The 19273-nt window shown below is 68.8% G+C and carries 19 protein-coding genes; 14 read left to right on the top strand and 5 right to left on the bottom strand.

Features of this window, described 5'->3' with window-relative positions; genetic code table 11:
• Positions 1-630 precede the first annotated feature (630 nt).
• The 4 genes from ACQPZQ_RS30925 to ACQPZQ_RS30910 are packed head-to-tail and all read left to right on the top strand — an operon-like array spanning position 631 to position 4357.
• Positions 631-1878 carry an LLM class flavin-dependent oxidoreductase gene (locus ACQPZQ_RS30925; protein ID WP_433286626.1) on the top strand — a complete coding sequence of 416 codons (1248 nt, stop codon included), beginning with the start codon at positions 631-633 and terminating at the stop codon, positions 1876-1878.
• A 36-nt stretch (positions 1879-1914) separates the two neighbouring features.
• The gene (locus ACQPZQ_RS30920) at positions 1915-2109 is read left to right on the top strand and encodes a hypothetical protein (RefSeq protein WP_433286624.1); all 195 of its coding nucleotides are present in this window, start codon (positions 1915-1917) and stop codon (positions 2107-2109) included.
• Positions 2110-2126: 17 nt separating this feature from the next.
• Entirely contained in the window at positions 2127-3173 is a 1047-nt protein-coding gene (locus ACQPZQ_RS30915; protein ID WP_433286622.1) for a hypothetical protein, read from the top strand.
• Positions 3173-4357, top strand: a complete 1185-nt coding sequence (locus tag ACQPZQ_RS30910) for an alpha/beta hydrolase family protein (protein ID WP_433286620.1) — start codon at positions 3173-3175, stop codon at positions 4355-4357. The genes ACQPZQ_RS30915 and ACQPZQ_RS30910 overlap by 1 nt, the downstream gene beginning before the upstream one ends.
• Positions 4358-4732: 375 nt before the next feature.
• Here the strand turns inward: ACQPZQ_RS30910 and ACQPZQ_RS30905 are convergent, their stop codons facing one another.
• Positions 4733-5203: a MarR family winged helix-turn-helix transcriptional regulator gene (locus ACQPZQ_RS30905; RefSeq protein ID WP_433286618.1), complete on the bottom strand. Its 471-nt coding sequence runs from the start codon at positions 5201-5203 to the stop codon at positions 4733-4735.
• 198 nt (positions 5204-5401) lie between these two features.
• Positions 5402-6301, bottom strand: coding sequence for a cupin domain-containing protein (locus ACQPZQ_RS30900; RefSeq protein ID WP_433286616.1), 900 nt, complete (start codon positions 6299-6301; stop codon positions 5402-5404).
• A 70-nt stretch (positions 6302-6371) separates the two neighbouring features.
• Between ACQPZQ_RS30900 and ACQPZQ_RS30895 the strand changes: the two genes are divergently transcribed.
• The 10 genes from ACQPZQ_RS30895 to ACQPZQ_RS30850 all read left to right on the top strand — a co-directional run bounded on the left by ACQPZQ_RS30895 (position 6372) and on the right by ACQPZQ_RS30850 (position 16116).
• Positions 6372-7751 carry an FAD-dependent oxidoreductase gene (locus tag ACQPZQ_RS30895; protein WP_433286614.1) on the top strand — a complete coding sequence of 460 codons (1380 nt, stop codon included), beginning with the start codon at positions 6372-6374 and terminating at the stop codon, positions 7749-7751.
• 244 nt (positions 7752-7995) lie between these two features.
• Positions 7996-8439, top strand: coding sequence for a DoxX family protein (locus ACQPZQ_RS30890; protein ID WP_433286612.1), 444 nt, complete (start codon positions 7996-7998; stop codon positions 8437-8439).
• Positions 8440-8712: 273 nt separating this feature from the next.
• Positions 8713-9852: an acyl-CoA dehydrogenase family protein gene (locus tag ACQPZQ_RS30885; protein WP_433286610.1), complete on the top strand. Its 1140-nt coding sequence runs from the start codon at positions 8713-8715 to the stop codon at positions 9850-9852.
• Positions 9852-10694, top strand: a complete 843-nt coding sequence (locus tag ACQPZQ_RS30880) for a phosphate/phosphite/phosphonate ABC transporter substrate-binding protein (RefSeq protein WP_433286608.1) — start codon at positions 9852-9854, stop codon at positions 10692-10694. The genes ACQPZQ_RS30885 and ACQPZQ_RS30880 overlap by 1 nt, the downstream gene beginning before the upstream one ends.
• On the top strand, positions 10691-11899 hold the full coding sequence (locus ACQPZQ_RS30875; RefSeq protein ID WP_433286606.1) for a ferritin-like domain-containing protein: 1209 nt from the start codon (positions 10691-10693) through the stop codon (positions 11897-11899). Before ACQPZQ_RS30880 ends, ACQPZQ_RS30875 begins: the two co-directional genes overlap by 4 nt.
• A gap of 117 nt (positions 11900-12016) precedes the next feature.
• Entirely contained in the window at positions 12017-12610 is a 594-nt protein-coding gene (locus tag ACQPZQ_RS30870; RefSeq protein ID WP_433286604.1) for a TetR/AcrR family transcriptional regulator, read from the top strand.
• A gap of 367 nt (positions 12611-12977) precedes the next feature.
• Entirely contained in the window at positions 12978-13730 is a 753-nt protein-coding gene (locus tag ACQPZQ_RS30865) for an SDR family NAD(P)-dependent oxidoreductase (protein ID WP_433286602.1), read from the top strand.
• Between the two features lie 77 nt (positions 13731-13807).
• Positions 13808-14953, top strand: a complete 1146-nt coding sequence (locus ACQPZQ_RS30860) for an epoxide hydrolase family protein (RefSeq protein WP_433299434.1) — start codon at positions 13808-13810, stop codon at positions 14951-14953.
• Positions 14950-15600: an NADPH-dependent F420 reductase gene (locus ACQPZQ_RS30855; RefSeq protein ID WP_433286600.1), complete on the top strand. Its 651-nt coding sequence runs from the start codon at positions 14950-14952 to the stop codon at positions 15598-15600. Before ACQPZQ_RS30860 ends, ACQPZQ_RS30855 begins: the two co-directional genes overlap by 4 nt.
• A 90-nt stretch (positions 15601-15690) precedes the next feature.
• A complete protein-coding gene (locus ACQPZQ_RS30850; protein ID WP_433286598.1) occupies positions 15691-16116 on the top strand; it encodes a hypothetical protein in 426 nt (141 codons plus the stop codon).
• A gap of 33 nt (positions 16117-16149) precedes the next feature.
• Here ACQPZQ_RS30850 and ACQPZQ_RS30845 read toward each other — a convergent pair whose 3' ends face one another.
• Genes ACQPZQ_RS30845 through ACQPZQ_RS30835 form a run of 3 tightly spaced genes read right to left on the bottom strand, consistent with a single transcriptional unit; the run spans position 16150 to position 19263 of the window.
• Positions 16150-16608: an acyl-CoA thioesterase gene (locus tag ACQPZQ_RS30845; protein WP_433286596.1), complete on the bottom strand. Its 459-nt coding sequence runs from the start codon at positions 16606-16608 to the stop codon at positions 16150-16152.
• Entirely contained in the window at positions 16608-18152 is a 1545-nt protein-coding gene (locus tag ACQPZQ_RS30840) for an AMP-binding protein (protein WP_433299432.1), read from the bottom strand. The genes ACQPZQ_RS30845 and ACQPZQ_RS30840 overlap by 1 nt, the downstream gene beginning before the upstream one ends.
• A gap of 49 nt (positions 18153-18201) precedes the next feature.
• Positions 18202-19263 carry an LLM class flavin-dependent oxidoreductase gene (locus ACQPZQ_RS30835; protein WP_433286594.1) on the bottom strand — a complete coding sequence of 354 codons (1062 nt, stop codon included), beginning with the start codon at positions 19261-19263 and terminating at the stop codon, positions 18202-18204.
• Between the last annotated feature and the right edge of the window lie 10 nt (positions 19264-19273).

Below are 19273 nucleotides of genomic sequence, written 5' to 3'. Positions count from 1 at the left end.
CCAGTTGACCGCACCGGGCCTTCTCGTGGGCGGGCGTTTTCTCGTCAGCGGGGAGGCATTTCCTCGTTGGGGATTGCGGCAACAGGCCCGGAGTGGCAATGCTCACTGCGCCAGTTGCCGGGCGTCATCCGTACTGCCGCCGGAACGCCCGCTCGAACGTCCTGCGGTCGAGGAACCCTGCCGCAGCGGCGATGTCCGACGTCGTGAGGCGGGCGTACCTCGGGCCGGGCAGCATCACCTGAGCCGCGAGCAGCCGTTGCTCGCGGAGATAGGCACCGGCGTGGTCCCGATCCGTTCGAACAGGGTGTACACGTGACCGATCGAGACATGGTGCCGCCGCGCCGGCTCGTCCACCTGCAGGTGCGGATCGGCGAAGCCGTCTCAGCTCGGTGCCGAGGGGATGACGTCCCGCAGCGCCATCACGAGCAGGTCGATCATGGCTCGCCCGGCGTCCATCCGTTGCGGCGCGGTGAGACTGTCGGCGGTCTCGGACAACAGGCCGAGGTAGGCGGCGAGTATCCGCCCTCTGAGAGATTGCCGGTATGAAGAACTCGTCGACGGTGTCGTCGAACTTCTCGCCGGAGTACTCGAGGATCTGGACGGCCGTGAGGCTCGACGTCCCGCAGGACCGTGGGCCTCACCGGTGATGGCGGGGAAATCGTCCTGAATGTTCGTTTTGGGCCGCTGCTCGCGGCCGGCATCCACCGGGACGTGCAGCTCGACGTGCCGAAGCACTCGCTGCAGCTCCTCCGGTCTGCCCTGTCCCGAATCGGGACCGAGCGCCGAACTTCCGGTAAATATATGTCTCATACGCTGTTTGACCGGATTGATCATAATACTCGACTCGCCGGCGATCTCCATGTTCGCCGGCGCGCCCACGACGAGATCCAATACCTCGATCTCGCGGGCAGTGCGAACGTCGTCGATACCGGGCGACAAACCGGGCAAGCCGAGAAGGAGAACCCCATGACAGAGCTGAGGTTCGGCGTCGCCTTGATCCCGACGCTCGATCTCGAGACCACGCGGCGGCTGGCCGTGGTGGCCGAGCAGGCGGGACTGGAGTACATCGGCGTGCAGGACCACCCCTACGCCCCGCAATACCTCGACGCATTCGTCGTCATCGGCGATCTCCTCGCCCGCACCGAGCGGATCCAGCTGTTTCCCGACGTCGCGAATCTGCCGCTGCGCCCACCTTCCGTCCTGGCCCGCACGGCGAGCGCGCTGAGCCAGGTGTCCGGGGGCCGCTTCCAGCTGGGGCTCGGGGCAGGCGGCTACCGGGATGCGATCGAGTCCATGGGGGCGCCCCGGCGCACCTCGCCCGAGGCGCTGCGGGCGCTCGACGAGGCAATCACGATCATGCGCGGGCTGTGGCGTGCCGATTCCTCCGTCGACCACGACGGCGAGTTCTATCGAGTCCGCGGGATCGGCGGGCAGCAGCCGGGACCGGGCGGCGTGGAGATCTGGGTCGGCGCGCAGGGCCCACGCAGTCTCGTGCTGACGGGACGCGTCGCCGACGGCTGGGCGGCGCCGATCCCCGCGTACCTGCCCTACGATCGCTGGGCCGAGAGCAACGAGGTCCTGAACCGGGCAGCGCGCGACGCCGGCCGTGATCCCGCCGGCATCCGGCGCGTCGCGCAGCTCGTCGGGACCATCGAGACGGCGACACCGGCGTCGAGGCCGCTCGCGCAGTCCGGCGCCGATCCGGTCCGCGCTGATGTCGCCGGCTGGGTCGAGCTGTTGACCCGCCTGGCCACCGAGCAACCGTTCACGACGTTCGTGCTGTGGCCGGAACAGGCGGACGAGCAGCAGATCCGGCTCTTCGCCGAGGAGGTCGCGCCCGGGGTCCGGGAGCGCATGGGTGAGAGGTCCGTCGTCTGACGCCGCCGAGCGTCCCGGGAGTTCGAGGAGGACACCATGCAGTTCGGAATCTTCACCGTCGACGACCTGACAGCCCGCTCCACGACGGGCCGCACGCTGCCGGAGCACGAGCGGATCCGCACCACCGCCGAGCTGACGGTGAGTCCAGGACGAATGGCGGCGTTCGCCACGCCTTCAGCACGTTGTACCTCCGCCGAACGCCGTCCGCGCCCGCGGGCCGGTGCCGGGTGAGCGCCCGAGGAGGAGCGATGCCCCGCATTCCCCCCAACATATTCGGCACCGCGTTCGGGTTGTCCGGGCTGGCGGGCACCTGGTCGGCGGCGGCCGGCGCCGGGCTCGCCCCACAGTGGATCGGGCAGGCGCTCCTGGCCGTCGCCGCAGTCACCTGGCTGGTCGCGCTCGTCGCGTACCTCGCGTCTGCCCTCGGGCGTGGTGGGTCGCTTCGTGGCGACTTCACCCACCCGATCCTCTCGCCGTTCATGTCCCTCGCCCTGATCTCGCCGATGGTTCTGGCCTCCGCAGGCATCGCCCCACACGCTCCGGCGGTCGGCACCGCGTTGACGGACCTGTTCATAGCCCTCACCGTGATCCACGGGGCGTGGTTCACCGGGCAGCTGATCTATGGCGACTACGCGTTCGATCAGCTTCACCCTGGCTACTTCCTGCCCACGGTCGCCGGCGGGCTGGTCGCTTCGATGAGCGCTGCGGCGGTAGGGCAGCCAGGGCTCGGCCACGTGATGTTCGGCTACGGCGTGGTGTGCTGGTTCGTCCTCGGCTCGATCCTCCTCGCCCGGCTCGTCTTCCGCCCGACGCTCCCGCCCGCGCTGACGCCCACGCTCGCCATCGAGGTCGCGCCCGCCGCCGTCGCCAGCCTGGCCTGGTTCGGCCTTCATGACGGGGCCGTCGACGGGGTCGCGCAGTTCCTGGCCGGCTACGGGGCGCTGTTGGTCCTCGCCCAACTCCGGCTGCTGCCCATGTTCCTGCGGCTGCGATTCTCGATCGGTTTCTGGGCCTTCACCTTCTCGTGGGCGGCCGTGGCCTCCGTCGTGCTGCACTGGCTCGTCGTCACGAGGCCATTCGGTTACGTCGCCTGGGCGTGGATCGTTCTGGCTGCCATCACGGTCCTGATCGGCGGGATCGCCGTGCGATCGATCGTGGCCCTCGTGGCAGGCACGTTGTTCCCGTCAAGCCCCGCAGCGCCGCCGCCCGCCGGACGGTCTCAGGAGTCGTCGGCGCCCACAAGGTCCACTGACCGCGGTTCTGCAGGTCGAACTCAGAAAATTGGAGCTGAGTAGTGTCAGTCATCGAACTCACGACGTTCATCGTGGCGAACGACAACGTTGCCGATATGGTGAAGGCGCGCCATGCCATGATCGAGGCGTTCCGCGCCGACAGGCGCGGTTTCGTGGCCGCCAAGCTGATCCGTCTGGACGAGCGGACGTGGCTCGACGCCGTTGAGTGGACCGACGACGCGGCTTACGACGAATCGTCCGCCAAGGGGGGCAACCTGCCCGAGATCGCGGCGTTCTTCGCGACGATCGAGTCGCTTGTCGAGGCCCGCCGCGGGACGCGCTACGACGACGCCGAGGACGGGCCGCGCGCGGTGCGGACCGTCGCCTACGGGCCGCATCCGTCCCAGGTCGGCGAGCTGTACCTGCCCGAGGGCTCCGGACCGTTTCCGGGCATCGTGCTGGTCCACGGCGGGTTCTGGACCGCCATGTGGGACCGGAGGCAGATCCTGCCGGTGGTCGTGGATCTGTTGTCCCTCGGGATCGCGGTCTACAACGTCGACTACCGCAGGGTGGGCGAGGAGGGCGGGGGGTGGCCGGGCACGTTCGCCGACGTCGCCGCCGCGGTTGACACGATGGCCGGCATCGATCCGGCTGTCGACGCGGAGCGGATCGTGCTCGTCGGGCACTCGGCCGGCGGGCATCTCGCGACGTGGGCCGGGTTGCGCGAGGCGCTGCCGGCGGGGGCGGTGGGCGCGGACCCGGTCGCGCGCCCGGTCGGGGTGGTGTCGCTGTCCGGGGTGCTCGATCTGGTCGCGGCGGACGGCGAGAAGTTCGGCACCGCCCTCGAGGACATGGACGCCGAGCCCATCTGGGGTGCCCCGCCGCCCGCCCGGCCGGAGGTGTGGCCTGCGGTCGCCGCGGCGGTGACGGGCGGCATCGTCCCGTTGCTGGTGGGAGCGCACGCCGATGAGGACTCCGAGCGCTTCGCCGTCACCTCGCCCGCACAGATGCGCGCGAGCGGGGTGCCGGTACTGGCCCTGCACGGCGACGCGGACGAGGCGGTCCCCGCCGGCTACAGCCGTGCCTTCGCCGAGGCGCTCACGGCGCAGGGCGGTCGGGTCGAGTTCGTGGAGTACGCCGGGGCGCGCCACTTCGACACCGTGGATCCGGCCAACCCCGAGATCTGGCCCGCGGTCCGCGCGTGGATCACCGAGCGGCTCGGGATCACGCTGCCGAAGACCCGCTGACCCCGATGCGGACGGGGCCGGGCGCGTGAGGATCGCACCCGGCCCCGAGGACGAGGCATGATCAGCAATGTCGTCGGGCTTCGGATCCGTCGGCTCGCTGGTGGACACGCCGGATCTGCTCCCGTAATTCTCGACGAGGAAATGCCTCCCGGCTGACGATGAAACGCCCGTCCCCGAGATGGCCTCTATGGTCGACTGAGGTGACCGAGTTGGGCTCGAGAAAGATGTTCATGTCGGCCGCCTGCAAGCCGTCGCGACTGTTTCATGATCGGCGATCGTGAAAACGGACGTGGCGGGACGGATGTACTCTGCCAGCGTCGAACAGGAGAATTCATGACATGCTCGGGAGCGGTATTGCGGCGGCCCGAGAACTGATCACTCGTCGGGGAGATGGCGAATGTAGCCGCGCTGGTTCTCGGTGACCTGAAAAAAGACGTGCTTGAACCGCTGGTACTCCTCGCGTCCCACGATCTGCGCGTGTCGCCGCTGCATGGCGGCCAGGATGAGGTCGGCCGCGCGCATCTGGGCCAGCCCACGCTCGGTCGGAAAAACGAGCTTGGCCCGGCCGTCGCTCGGGTCCGGCCGCCGCTCCACGTATCCCAGAGCTTCCAGCTCGTCGATAAGTGTCCCGATGTTCTGTTTGTACTGATGGGATAGACGAGACAGCTCGGATGGGCGCACTCCGTCGGCATCGAGGTACGCCAGAACGGCTCCGTGTCTGTGCTTCAAATCATCAAAACCCAGCTCCGCCAGCGCCGTGAACAGCTCGCGCTGCACCCCGAACAACAGTCGGCCCGCGAGCACCCCTAGATCTGGATCGGTTGAGTTCCGCTCCGCGCGGGTCACCACCGGCCGTGCTCCTATCGCTTGTCGGACATCACCCGTCACTCATTTAACAACCGTCGCGGCTCGTTACGATAGGCGGCCCTCACTGCGGGGCACCCCGAGATCACGTACTGCCTTGTCGAGATTGCCCCATCACAGCGATCCGCTCGGGCTCGACGCCGAGCAGGGGCGGCGGTGTCATCGCCGGGAGCGGCTCGGTCATCGGCCCAGCACGGCGTCCTTCCGGTAGCGCGATGGTGACGTTCCCAGCGCGGCACGGAACGCCTGCGTGAAGGCGGACTCCGAGCGGTACCCCACCTCACCCGCCACCCGGCCCACCGAGTGGTCCGAATGCGCCAGCAGGTCAGCGGCCACCATCATCCGGATAGCCGTCACCAGCGTCGCGACCGTCGTACCGGTGCGGGCGGTGAAGCGGCGCAGGAACGTAGCCCGCGACATGGCCGCTCCGGCGGCCAGGCGCTCGATCGTCCACATTTCGCCGGGGCGGGCGACGACCTCCGCGATCACCCGGCCCAGCGCGTCGTCGCCCATGGCGGTCCAGAGGCTGGGCGTGCCGAGGCGCTGATCCGGGCGGCTGCGCAGGGCCATGGCGAGCAGTGCGTCGCACAACGCGGCGACGACGGCCCCGGTGCCGGGGCCGTCAGCGCGGGCCTCGCCACGCAGGACCTCCGCCAAGGTGAACGCGGGGGCGTCGAGCGTGACGTGCACCAGTTGCGGCAGCAGGCGGAACAGCAGTTCGCCCGCGCCGGACCCGGCGCGATAGTGGCCGCAGAACAGGTCCAGCTCGGGTTCGGCGCCGACCGTCCGCCGGGTCGGGAACGCCGCGCCCGGCTCCTCCACGAACTGGCGCCGCAGGCCCGTGGTCGCCGCCACGCGGTGCGCATCGCCGTGCGGAAGGAGCACCAGGTCCCCGGGGCCCATGTCGACGGCCGACGCGCCCGAGATCACGCAGCAGCGGCCGTCGAGCACCAGGTGGAACGGCACCTCTCCCGGCCCGGCCGGCGCGTTGTCCAGCGTGATGCGCCCGGCCAGCAGACAGCGCACGTCGACCCTGCCCTCGAGCCGCGCCATCCGGACGATGCGGCTCACGCCGTCCATGAGCCGATCCCGACGAAAAGTGAGGCGTCAGCGCGTGGTCGTCTCGCTTTCGGAGGTGGACCGTGCACACATGGAGACTACGCACTTCGATGTCTTGGTCATCGGGTTCGGCAAGGGCGGCAAGACGCTCGCGGCGACGATGGGGCGGCTCGGCAAGCGCGTCGCGATGGTGGAGCAGTCGTCCAAGATGTACGGCGGCACCTGCATCAACATCGGTTGCGTCCCGACGAAGTCGCTCGTCCACCACGCCGAGCGCCCCGGCGCAGGCAGCCCTGGCGAACGGCACCGGACGGCTGTCGAACAGACGCGTGCGCTCACAACGGCCATGCGTGGCAAGAACTACGCCATGCTCGACATGCTCGACTCGGTCACCGTGATCACCGGGCGGGCGTCGTTCCTCGACCCCAAGACCGTGCGCGTCACCGCCGGTCAGGTGGACATGCTCGACCTCACCGCCGACATCATCGTGATCAACACCGGGGCCGTGCCGGTGCTCCCGCCCATCCCGGGCCTGCGGGAGAGTGCGCGCCTGCTCACCAGCACCGACCTGATCGATATCGACCACCTGCCGAAGCGCCTGGCGATCCTGGGTGCCGGCTACGTGGGTGTGGAGTTCGCGTCGATATACGCCCAGTTCGGCAGCGCCGTCACGATGCTCGACCCGGCGGCGCGAATCATGGCGCGCGAGGACGAGGACATCACCGATGCGGCCACCGGCATTCTGCGCGGAGCCGGTGTCGAGTTCATCCCCGGAGCTCACGTCACGCGAGTGCGCGATATCGACAACGGCGTCGAGATCACCTACGAAGCAGATGGAGCGACGCACACGCTGGCAGCCGACGAGGTTCTCGCGGCGACCGGTCGCAAGCCGGCGATCGAGGGCCTCGGCCTGGACCGCGCCGGCGTGCGCACCACCCCGTCGGGCGCCATCGAGGTGGACGAGGTGTTGCGCACGAGCCAGCCGCACATCTACGCGATCGGCGACGTCAACGGAGGCCCGCAGTTCACCTACATCTCCCTCGACGACAACCGCATTGTCGCCGACCAGCTCATCGGTCGCGGCGAACGGTCCACCGCGGACCGGAAGTTCGCGCTCTACACGGTGTTCATGACCCCGGCTTTCGCCCGCGTCGGCCTCACTGAGCGCGAAGCGCGCGAGCGCGGGCTGTCGGTGAAGGTGGTCGAGAAGGCGGTTGCGGACATCGCCACGATGCCGCGAGCGAAGATCGTCGGAGAGACGCGCGGGCTGATGAAGTTCGTAATCGACAGCGAGACGAACCTCGTGCTCGGCGCCGCGCTGCTCAGCGTGGACTCGCAGGAGATGATCAACGTCGTCGCGCTCGCGATGCGCCACGGCGTGACCGCGAGCGAGCTGCGCGACACCATCTACACGCACCCGTCGTCCACCGAGGCGCTCAACGAGGTTCTTGCCGGTCCGCCCGTCCGCTGACCGTGCGCGGCCGGGCAACGGCGCGGTAGGGAGAATTTCCGGTCGGTCGGATCTCGAGACTCCGCACGGGTGAGTGGAGTGTGGCAATTGCGTCGACCGGCTGATGCGAAACGCGGTTGGCGCCGTTCCGGCGTGCTCATCGGTGTGGCCTCCGGTTCATCTGCGGGTATCCCAGGCCTGACGTTCGCGCGTTTTGTGACCTTGTCCGGAATGGTCAAGGTCATACAGCTGGGAGGTTCTGCTGATGATCCGCGCTCTACCCGGCCCGGCCCGAGATCTTGCGCTCCTGCTGGCTCGGCTGGCCCTCGGCATCGTCCTCATCGCTCATGGGTGGCAGAAGCTCATGACCAAGGGCATCGACGCAACCACCGAGGGTTTCATCGAAAACGGGATTCCCGCCGCTCCTGTCTCGGCGGTGTTCGTCATGTCGGTCGAACTTCTCGGCGGTCTCCTGATCCTGGCCGGCGCAGCGACAGCGGTGGTCGGTGTCCTCGTCGCACTGGTGATGCTCGGGGCCGTGTTGTTCGTGCACGTCGGGTCGGGGGTGTTCGTCTCCAACGGCGGCTGGGAGTTGGCCGGGCTGGTCGGCGCCACCGCACTCGCGCTCGCTGCGGCGGGTTCCGGGCGGTTGAGCGTCGACCACCTGGTATCGAGGCGGCGTCGACCGGCCATGGCCGCAGCCGACTAGGTCGTCGTCGAGTGACGTAGCCCGAGCGAGCTCGGTCCGGTTCGGGGTTCTTGCCCTTTCTCTCTGGGACGCTCGATCATGAGTGCCGATCCGCTGCGCTCGCGCGGGTCTCACTCCCGGCGCGGGGGAGGTGGGGCTGTGTTCCGTCGTCTTTGAGCCGTCCCTGTCAGCCGTCCGGTCGGGCGGTGCCCCTACGGTCGCGGCGGCGTACCTGGATCGAGCTGAGCTCTCCGCTCCGTCGTGACCGCCCTGCGGTCCATCGAGGAGCTTGTGTTGCCTACCGCTGTCACTTCACCCGCACCCGCGCTGGTCGACGTGGTCGAACGGACCGTCGCGCCGTCGGCCGCCGAGGTCGATCGCACCGGCGCGTTCCCCCGAGCAGACATCGACGCGTTGGCCGGCGCCGGTGTTCTGGGCCTGCTGAGCGCCTCCGAGGTCGGCGGCGCCGGTGGCTCGCTCGCCGACGTCGCCGTGACCCTGGAGCGGATCGCCCGTGCGGACGCCTCGGTCGCGATGGTGGTGCTGATGCACTACGCCGCCGTGTCGGTGATCGAGAGCCACGGCCCGGACGACGTCCGGCGGGCGATCGCCGCCGGTGAGCACCTGAGCACGCTGGCGTTCTCTGAGCGTGGCTCACGCAGCCATTTCTGGGCGCCGGTGAGCACCGCGACCGCCGCGGACGGCCAGGTGCGGCTGGACGCCGCGAAGAGTTGGGTGACCTCGGCCGGTGAGGCCGACAGTTACGTCTGGTCGAGCCGCCCCGTGACTGCGGAGGGCCCGATGACGCTGTGGCTGGTGCCCGCGAGCACGCCGGGCGTCGGCGTCGTGGGCGAGTTCGACGGGTTCGGGCTCCGCGGCAACGCCTCACGCCCCATGGCCGCCGACGGTGCCCTCGTCGACACCTCGGCGCGGCTCGGTGAGGACGGCGCCGGGCTGGACGTCGCGCTGGGGGCCGCGCTGCCCACCTTCCTGGTGGGCAACGCCGCGGTGTCGCTGGGGCTGATGGAGGCCCTCGTCGAGGAAGCCGCCGCTCACCTGACGAGCACCCGGCTCGAACACCTCGACCAGAGCCTGGCCGAGCAGCCCGCGAGCCGCCTCGCCTATGCGGCACTGCGTACCCGGGTCGACCTGACCCGCGCGTTCCTGACCGACACCCTCGCCGCCCTGGGCAGCGGCCGAGAGGACGCGACCCTGCGGGTACTTCAGGTCAAGGCCGTCGCCGCCGAGGCCGCGGCCGAGGTCGGCGACGGGGTGATGCGGCTGTGCGGCGGCGCTGCGTTCCGCAAGGAACTGGGCATCGAGCGCCGCTATCGGGACGCCCTCGCCGCGCGGGTGATGGCCCCGACCACCGAGGCGCTGCACGACTTCGTCGGTCGCGCCACGCTCGGGCTGCCGCTGTTCGGGGGTGCCTGATGACCCTGATCATGGGCGGGGTCGCCTACGACCCCAAGGTCGCCACCATCTGGGACGGGTTCCGGCGGTGGTTGCGCGGTCAGGGCCTGGACTTCGACTACGTCCTCTACTCGCACTACGAGCGGCAGGTCGAGGACCTCGCCGAGGGCCGGATTCACGCCGCCTGGAACTCGCCGCTCGCGTGGCTGCGCTCCGAGCGGCTGGCCGCCGCGAAGGGACGCGCGGTCCGCTCGGCGGTCATGCGTGACACCGACCAGGACCTCACCTCGGTGGTCGTCGTCCGCGCCGACTCTCCCGCGTCCTCACTCGCCGATCTCGCGGGCCGCACCGTCGGCGTGGGAGCGGTCGACTCGCCACAGTCGACACTGATCCCGCTGTCGTTCCTGCGCCACGCCGGTGTCGACGACCTGCGCGTCCGCCGTTTCGACGTCGGGGTGGGCCTGCACGGCGACCACATCGGCGGTGAACGCGACGCTGCCCGCGCGCTGGTTGCCGGCGAGGTCGACGCCGCGTGCATGATCGATGGCAACCACCTGCTGTTCGGCCAGGAGGGCACACTCCCGGCCGGGTCGACCCGAATTCTCGGTCAGACCGACGTCTACGACCACTGCACGATGGCGATCGTCGACACCGCGCCCGCTGCCGAGGCCGACGAGTTCGTGCGCCTGCTGGAGTCGATGTCCTACGCCGACCCGCAGGTTCGCCCGCTGCTCGACCTCGAAGGGCTCAGGCAGTGGGTGCCGGGCCGCACGAGCGGCTTCGGCCAGCTCACCCGGGCCGTCGACGAGACCGGGTTCTACGACGTGACGGGCACGGTCACCGCCCGGGAGTACGACCCGTGATCCACGGGCATCGCTCGGGTGCCCCGCTCGACCTCGGCTTCCTGGGTTTCGAGCGGGGCGCCCATCTCCTCGTGCGCAGGTCGCTGCGCGAGGTGCCGATCGGCGGCCGGGTCACCGTCACCGGAGGTGATCCGGCCCTCGGGGTCCACCTGCGGGCCTGGGCCCGCCGGGAGGGCCACGGTTTCGCCACCGTCCCCGACCGCACGGCCACCTGGGAGCTCGTGCGCGGCTCCGCGGAGGCCGACCGGTGGGCGGGCGCGGAACGCGCAGGTGGGCCCGGACCGGAAGGGATCGTCGCCCGCCCACCGGCCCACTGGGGTCTCGCCGCCCGCGGCGCGCTCGTCGAGGCCGGCGGGCCCGAGGGACGATTCGACCTCGACGACCGCGACGTCGTCTGGGCCGACCTCGCACCACGGCTCTACGCGCACGCCGCTGCCGCGCAGTGGGACCCGGCCACCGCGGTCGACTGGGACGCGAGCGCCGACGTGCCCGCTGACGTGGAGTCCGCCGTCGTGCAGGTCATGACCTACCTCGTGGAGAACGAGCAGGCCGCACTCGTCGTCCCCGCAGGGCTGCTCGCTCGCGTGCATCCACATTTCCGGGAGGTCCAGCAACTGCTCGCCGTGCAGGCAGCGGACGAGGCTCGACACATGGACGTCTTCACCCGCCGGGCCCTGCTGCACGGCGGAGAGATGGGTACCTCCTCGGCGGGCGGCCGCTCGTCACTGGCCACGTTGCTCGCCGAACCGGACTTCTCGCTGGCGTCCTTCCTGCTGTCGGTTCTCGGAGAGGGCAGCTTCCTTGCGTTGCTGGCCTTCCTCGAGCGGCACGCACCGGACCCGGTCACCGCGCAGATCACTCGCCTCGCTCGGGTCGACGAGGCACGTCACGTCGCGTTCGGCGTCGCCCACCTCGAACACCAGGGCAGACGCGACCCGTCACTGCGCGGCAAGCTGCGCACGGCGATCGAACGCCGACACGACGCCCTGGTCGACACCGCCGGTCTCAACGCCGACGTGTTCGACGCGCTCGTCGTACTGGCCGCAGGCTCCTGGACCCCCGCCGCCATCGCCGGCGGCCATGACGCGGTACAAGAACTCCACCACGCCATGGATGACGGTCGCCGACAGCGGCTGGCCCGGCTCGGCTTCCCACCCGACGAGGCCGCCGAGCTCTCCGCCCTCCACACGCGCAATTTCATGTGAAGCATCGACGATCACGCGTAGCGCGAGTCCTGCGATCGACGGTGACGCGAGTACGGCGGTGTCTCGATGCGCCAGCGGCTTATATTGAACGCACACTTCACAATTCGGAGGCGGTTCATGGCGAGGGGGCGTCCGCGCGAGTTCGACGTAGACGAGGTCCTGCAGGCGGCGCTGAACGTCTTCTGGGGCAAGGGCTACGAAGGCGCCACCATGGCCGACCTCCGCGAAGCGACCGGCCTCCAACCGGGCAGTATCTACGCCGCCTTCGGCTCGAAGGCCGGACTGTTCGCACAGGTCGTCGACCGATACGTCGCCACCTCTTTCTCCTACGGCGCGCACAGCCTCGAGGCCGACAGCGTCCGGGAGGTGGTTCGCCGCTGGCTGACCGGAGCCACGAAGAGCTCGACCGGAGAGGCCACTCCTGCCGGCTGCCTCCTGGTGCAGGGCGCGCTCGTCACCGGAGACGCGGCCCGTGAGGTCGGACAGGACCTGTGTGATCGGCGCAAGGCCGCCCAGGTGATGCTCACCGAGCGCTTCGCGCAGGCCCAGGAGAGCGGCGACCTCGCTTCGGACGTCGAACCGCGCGATGCCGCACGGTACGTGGTTGCCCTCGCGGAAGGCATCGCCGTCGAGGCGGCGTCCGGAGCCGGCCGCGAAACGCTGCTCAGCCTCGTCGATCTGACCATGCGCCGCCTGCCCTGGGAGGCGTGAACGTCAGGGCGACAACCCCCGCGGCTCCAACTGCCTGTTTGACAGGACCGGTCGTCGGCCCTATATATTGATCGCACGATCAACAAAGTAGGGGAAGTCCCCGCGAGCGGTGCGCAACCTGCGACTTCTCCCACGCTGTGCCGACCGTCGAGGACGACGGGTGGAGGTGCTCGCCCCGACGGCGGTGTGGATCCGCGCCATCGGGCGGGCTGTCATCGGCCGGAGACCGCAGTGCTTCACGCGCGGGCCTCCGTCTCGTCGGGACAGGCCTTTCTCTCCATCCGGTCAGGCGTGCGGTTGCCGCGAAGAGGATCACGAACATTCATTCCGATGACCGGCCCGATGTGCGGCCGGAACTGGAGGACTCATGGCCGAGAAGGCGCTGGCCGGCAAGGCCGCCCTCGTCACGGGTGGATCCCGTGGCATAGGCGCGGCGACGGCTGTTCGGCTCGCAAGCGAGGGCGCTGACGTCGCCATCAGCTATCGGTCGTCGGCTGAGCAGGCCGAGGACGTGGTGAAGGCGATCGAGAGGTTCGGGGTACGCGGGGCAGCTTTCGTCGTGGACCAGTCCGATTCGGAACAGGCGGCGCGCCTGGTCGGCTCGGTGATGGATGCGTTCGGCCGGCTCGACATCCTCATCAACAACGCCGCCGTGTTCGTGACCGGAACGATCGACGCGGAGGACGCCGATATCGCCTCGTTCGACCGTCAACTTGCCACCAACATCCAGGGTGTCGCCGCCACCACCCGTGCCGCGGTGCGGGTGATGGGCGAAGGCGGTCGGATCGTCTCGATGAGTTCGACGGCCGCCGACCGGGCGCCGTTCCTCGGACTCGGCGACTACGCGGCGACGAAGGCCGCGGTGGACGCCTACACCCGCGGCTGGGCCCGGGATCTCGGACCTCGCGGCATCCTCGTCAACTCCGTGCAGGTCAGCTCCATCAATACCGACATGAACCCCGACACGGGGCCGTTCGCGGACACCCAACGGTCGATGAGCCCATTGAGCCGTTACGGCCGGCCCGAGGAGGTCGCAGGTGCGATCTCCTTCCTCGTCGGCCCGGACGCGACTTTCGTGACCGGCGCGACGCTCCTCGTCGACGGAGGCTTCATGGCGTGAGGGCCGGGAATTTTCGTGACCGCGCAGGTGAAGGCAATGGGCGCGGCACACAGTCGAGATTCGCAAGAGAGTCCGGGATACCAGAGGCCGGCGACGCGATCGCACCTTTTCAGCTGCACGTACCGGACAGTGCTCTGAGCGACCTGCGACACCGGCTTGCCGAAGCGCGGTGGCCTGAGCGCGAGACCGTGCGGGACGCGGCCCAGGGCGCGCGGTTGGCCCACGTGCGGGCTCTGGTGGATCACTGGTTGCACCGCTACGACTGGCGACGAGTGGAAGCCAGACTGAACGGCTTCGGTCAGTACTGCACCCGGCTGGACGGGTTGGGCATCCACTTCCTGCACGTACGGTCCCGCCACGCCAACGCCATGCCGTTGCTGCTCACGCACGGCTGGCCAGGATCGTGCGTCGAGTTCCTCGACGTGATCGGCCCGCTGACGGATCCGACCGCTTTCGGTGGGCGCCCCGAGGACGCATTCGACGTGGTCGTTCCATCGCTTCCGGGTTTCGGCTTCTCCGATCGGCCGTCCTCGACCGGTTGGGCGCCGGATCGGATCGCACGGGCGTGGGCGCAACTGATGTCCCGGCTGGGCTACGAGCAGTACATGGCCCAGGGCGGTGACTGGGGCGCAGCCGTCGCAACAGCGCTCGGGCACCTCAGAGTTCCCCAGCTCGTGGGCATCCACCTGAATTTCTACTCGCTGTCGTTCAACCTGCCCGTGAGCGACGAGCCCACCCCTGAGGAACAGGCTGCGTTGGCCCGTGTGAGCAAGTTCTTCACGGATGGCCGCGGCTACTTCGCGATCCAGTCCACCCGACCACAGACCATCGGCTACGGCCTCACCGACTCGCCCGTCGGCCAGGCCGCGTGGATCTACGAGAAGTTCACCGACTGGTGCGATGGCCCTGCGGAAGAGGTCATCGGCTTCGACAAGATGCTCGACGACATCATGCTCTACTGGTTACCGGCGACCGGAGCGTCCTCGGCTCGCATCTACTGGGAGAACACACGCGCTCCAGTCGGCGCCGACATCGGAGTCCCCGTCGGATTCAGTGCGTTCCCTGGTGAACTCGTTCAGATTCCCCGGTGCTGGGCCGAACGTGCCTACGGCGCCAGCCTTGCGTATTTCAACAAACCCGCACGGGGTGGCCACTTCGCCGCCTTCGAACAACCCGAACTCTTCACCGAAGAAGTCCGAGCCTTCGCCCGTCTTCTGCGTTGACGGCCGGCGACTGCCCGGCGTCCGACCCCTACTACAACGGAGAGAACTCACGCATGAACTACGGCTTCATCGGAGCGGGTGCGATCGCGCTGGCACTCGTACGACGACTGACCGCTGTCGGCGAGTCGGACATCGTTCTCAGTAACAGCCGCGAGCCGGCGACCCTTGCCCCATTGGCTCGGCGTTTCGGGGTGCGGGCGGGGACGAGAGCGGACGCCGCGGCGGCCGAGGTCGTTGTGCTGGCGGTGCAGTGGAGCCGAATTCCGGCTGCTCTGAACGGGCTCGACCTCGACGGTCGGGTCCTGATCGATACCACCAATCCGCTCGAGGCCCCGACGTTCCAGCCCTTCGACCTCGGCGGACTCACCTCGAGCGAAGTCGTCGCCGGTCACGCGCACGGCGCCAGGGTGGTCAAGGCGTTCAACACGCACAGTCCCGAGAAACTCGGGTCGAATCCGGAGGTCGACGGCGGTCGGCGGGTCATCTTCTACTCCGGCGACGAGGCCGGCGCACTCACGACCGTGGGCTTCATGATCCAGCGTCTGGGTTTCGCTGGCGTACCACTCGGTGACCTGGCGACGGGTGGGCGGCTCCACCAGTTCCCCGGCGGTCCCCTGCCGTCGCGTGACTTCATCGAGCGCCGTTAGGGCGTGCTTCCGGCACGACATCCGAATTCCGCGAACAGTGCTGTTCCGTCGATGAGGACCCCGACAGATCCGCTATCGAGGGAGAAAGTGATGCCCGAATCGGGCGTTACGGGAGAAGGTTTCACGAAGCCGGCCCGGTGGGCTGCTTTTTTCGCGGTCGCGGTCGGCGCGTTGCTCGGGCTGCCCATCGACGTTCTCGTGCTCGGCGGCACGATGCCTGCGGTGGCCGTCATCGCAATGGTGGTCTGGGGATTCGCGTTCGGTGTCCTGCCGGTCGCGCCGCAGACGTTCATGTTCAGTGCCGCACCCGGCCGTCTTGAAAGTGCCTCGGCGATCTTCGTCTCCGTCTTTCAGCTGTCGGTCGGCGCAGGGGCATTGGTCGGAGGCCTGATCGTCGACCACTCGGGGCTGGAGGTCACGTTGTGGGCGGGGGCCGCCTCCACGCTCCTGGCCGCTGTCCTCGTCTGGATCGTTCGGCAGAGATCGTCCACGGCGGAACCGGTCGTTCCGGCCTGACCCGACTGAACGGGGAAGCTGACCCGGCTCCGGTCAGTCGATGGTCTCGGGTCGCTGGCGGCCACCGGTGGTCAAGGCACGCCGTATCTCCGGCGGCAGCGGGATGGCGCCGGGATTGTCAGGGGCCGCCATGGCCATCACCAGGTTGCCGGTGGCAGCCACCGTGTCCCCGCTGCGCACCACGAAGGCGTACCGCACGGACTTCGTGCCGACCCGCTGCACAGCCAACTCGATCTCCACGACGTGGCCGTAGTACAGCCGGTGGAGGTAGTCGACCTCGTAGTGCACCCGGGGGATGCGGCCGTACAACGCCGTCGCGTGGCGGCGGTGCAACAGCACCGACTCCGCCGACTCGACCCACCGCAGCACCGCCCCGTGATGGTGGTGGCCCGCCGCATCCGTGTCGTGCCACTCCACCCTGCGCTGCACGACCACGCTCGGCAGCTCATCGTGATCCTGGTCCGTGCGCTTCACCTGCTCGGCGGTGGCCATCAGCCTGCCGCCGTCATTCGGGCCCGCACGTCGGTCTTGAGCACCTTGTTCATCAGGGAACGGGGCAGGTCCGACCACACCACGATCTCCTTGGGTGCTTTCACACTTCCGATTAGCCGCTTCATGTACTCGATCATTTCCGCGGTGGTCACCTCCGTGCCGGGCTGCAGTACCACCACCGCGGTGACGCGCTCGCCCCACTTGTCGTCGGGCATCCCCACGACCGCGCAGTCGCGGACGGCCGGGTGCGTCATCAAGGCCTGCTCGACCTCGACCGAGTACACGTTGAACCCGCCCGTGATGATCATGTCCTTGGCGCGGTCCACGATGAACAGGTATCCGTCCTCGTCGAGGTAGCCGATGTCACCGGTGTGGTGCCAGCCGAACCGCGACGCCTCGGCCGTGGCCTCCGGGTTCTTGTAGTAGCCGGGCGACACGCCCGGGCCGCGCACGACGATCTCGCCCCGTTCGCCTCGGCCCAGAAGCCGACCCTGGTCGTCCATGATCGCCAGCGTGGTCAGCGGACCGGGCTTGCCAGCCGACGTCAGGCGCGACCGGGCCACGGTGCCGTCGGTGTCGAAGTGATCGCGCGGCGGCAGCATCGTCATGTTCGGTGACTCGGATTGCCCGTAGACCTGCCCCAACACCGGGCCGATGGCGGTCAGTGCCTCCTCGAGCCGCGTGGCGGAGATCGGGGCGGAGCCGTAGATGATGCACTGCAACGAGGACAGATCCGCGGCCGCGAGGCCCTCGTGCTGCAGCAGCATGTAGATCAACGTCGGAGGCAGGAACGAATGCGTCACGCGGTGACGCTCGATCAGCCTCAGGAACACGGTCAGGTCCGCTTTCGGCATCACGACGATCTCCGCCCCGAGCGACAGCATCGGCAGGCAGAACATGCCCGTCGCGTGTGTGAGCGGGGAAATCGCCAGGAACACCGGGCGCCCCTCGAACGGATAGCCCCACAGCGTCATCGCTGAGCGCACCTCGAAGTTGCGCGCGGTCAGCATGACGCCCTTGGGCCTGCCGGTTGTGCCGCTGGTACCCATGATCACCGCGATGTCGTCGGGTGGCGCGGCGAGCGCCGGACCGATCGGGTCCGCCGCGGCGGCGGCCAGCCAGTTCTCGAACGACACCGCTACATCGAGTTCGGCGTCCAGGCACACCAGCAACGTCAGGGTGGGCAGTGCGGCCACGATGCGCTCCACCAAGGGCGCGAACCTGCTCTGGAAGATCAAGCACGAGCAGTCCATCAGGTCGAGCAGATCCCGGTTCTCGTCCGCCTCGTTGCGCGGGTTGATCGGGCACCACACCGCGCCGCGGCGAGCGATCCCGAACACACAGACGTAGGCGATCGCGTCGTTGGCCGCGAGGATCCCGACCTTGTCGCCCGGCTGCACACCCGAGCGGTGCAGGGCTCGGGCAACCGCAGAGCTCAGATCCTGTGCCTCGCCGTAGGTGAGGCTCGTGCCGTCGAGCGTCAGGCAGGGCTCGTCACGACCGAGCGACGCGCCTTTGTCCAGATAGTCCGCCAGCGAATTCATCACGCGGCAGATCCCTTTCTCGCGAAGTTGTGGAATGGGCGGGAGATGCTCACCGCAGCAACGGGACCACGTGTTCGCCGATGCGCCGCATCTGTTCGCGCTGGTCCGGCGAGGCGCACATGAGCTGGAAGATGGTGACGCCGCGGTGCTGGTAGTCCGCCAGCTTCTCGGCGACCTCCTCTGCGGGGCCGGTCACGATCCACCGGTCGGCGACCTCGTCGGTGATCATCGTGTGCCACTGGTTCAAGTAGCTGATGGCCGCGTCGCGCGCCCTTTCCCGGTTGTCGTCCACGTGGACGAAACAGTTGTAGGCCGCCGCCATGGCCTTGCCGGGGTGCTTCTCCGCGGCGTAGGCTTTGATCTTCGCCCAGCCCTCGTCGAACTCCTCCGGCATGGTGTGGTTCGCGATCCACCCGTCGCTGTGGTTCACGACACGCTTGTACCTGCCGAGCATGAACTTCCCGGCATTCTCCTTCTTCCACATGTGCGAGGCGGGGCCACCCCATTCCTTCGGTACGTAGATGCCCGAACCCATCAATGTCGGTGGCGGGGTCTGCGGCCGTGCCTCGCCGAGGGTCACCTCGTCGAAATGGTAGAACTCGCCGTGATAGGAGAACTTGTCCTCGCGCCACAGCCGGTTCATCACGTCCATACACTCGGTGAAGAGCCGGCCGCGTTCGGCGTAGAGCACGTCGGGATCGAGATCGGTCTTGTGGCGGAGAGCCGCGAGCGCCGAGTACTCACGCTTGACGAGCGTGCCCTTGCCTGCACCCGTGCCGACCCCCATCACCAGTCGACCCTCGGAGATCCCGTGGATGGTGGCCCAGGTGAGCGCCAGCGCCACCGGGTTGCGCAGATGCGGCTGCAGGATCCCTGTGCAGAGCTTCAAGGTCCGTGTCCTGGTTGCGACCGCCGCGAGGATCGACGGACTGTCGTAGGACGCCATGGTCCGGCGGCCCAGCGGGGCGTCGTGCACCCAGACGCCGTCGAAACCGAGAGCTTCCGCCTCCGACGCCGCGTCCAGCATCTGGCCGAGTCCATAACGATGACCGGTGATCCCGGTCAGATTGTTGATCGACACCCCGATCATGCGATCGTCGGAAAACGCCACGTCAGATCCT

Source organism: Pseudonocardia sp. CA-142604 (assembly GCF_050948475.1).
Lineage (GTDB): Bacteria > Actinomycetota > Actinomycetes > Mycobacteriales > Pseudonocardiaceae > Pseudonocardia > Pseudonocardia alaniniphila.
The sequence above is the reverse complement of the archived record's forward strand: the minus strand, read 5'-3'. Positions and strand labels throughout refer to the sequence as shown.

What these genes read in the sequence shown, in the direction of transcription:
- ACQPZQ_RS30880 (WP_433286608.1), top strand. Translation starts at nt 9,852, where the DNA reads ATGACCCTGATCATGGGCGGGGTCGCCTACGACCCCAAGGTCGCCACC.
- ACQPZQ_RS30915 (WP_433286622.1), top strand. Translation starts at nt 2,127, where the DNA reads ATGCCCCGCATTCCCCCCAACATATTCGGCACCGCGTTCGGGTTGTCC.
- ACQPZQ_RS30845 (WP_433286596.1), bottom strand. Translation starts at nt 16,608, where the DNA reads ATGGCCACCGCCGAGCAGGTGAAGCGCACGGACCAGGATCACGATGAG.
- ACQPZQ_RS30900 (WP_433286616.1), bottom strand. Translation starts at nt 6,301, where the DNA reads ATGGACGGCGTGAGCCGCATCGTCCGGATGGCGCGGCTCGAGGGCAGG.
- ACQPZQ_RS30850 (WP_433286598.1), top strand. Translation starts at nt 15,691, where the DNA reads ATGCCCGAATCGGGCGTTACGGGAGAAGGTTTCACGAAGCCGGCCCGG.
- ACQPZQ_RS30840 (WP_433299432.1), bottom strand. Translation starts at nt 18,152, where the DNA reads ATGAATTCGCTGGCGGACTATCTGGACAAAGGCGCGTCGCTCGGTCGT.
- ACQPZQ_RS30865 (WP_433286602.1), top strand. Translation starts at nt 12,978, where the DNA reads ATGGCCGAGAAGGCGCTGGCCGGCAAGGCCGCCCTCGTCACGGGTGGA.
- ACQPZQ_RS30920 (WP_433286624.1), top strand. Translation starts at nt 1,915, where the DNA reads ATGCAGTTCGGAATCTTCACCGTCGACGACCTGACAGCCCGCTCCACG.
- ACQPZQ_RS30895 (WP_433286614.1), top strand. Translation starts at nt 6,372, where the DNA reads ATGGAGACTACGCACTTCGATGTCTTGGTCATCGGGTTCGGCAAGGGC.
- ACQPZQ_RS30870 (WP_433286604.1), top strand. Translation starts at nt 12,017, where the DNA reads ATGGCGAGGGGGCGTCCGCGCGAGTTCGACGTAGACGAGGTCCTGCAG.
- ACQPZQ_RS30890 (WP_433286612.1), top strand. Translation starts at nt 7,996, where the DNA reads ATGATCCGCGCTCTACCCGGCCCGGCCCGAGATCTTGCGCTCCTGCTG.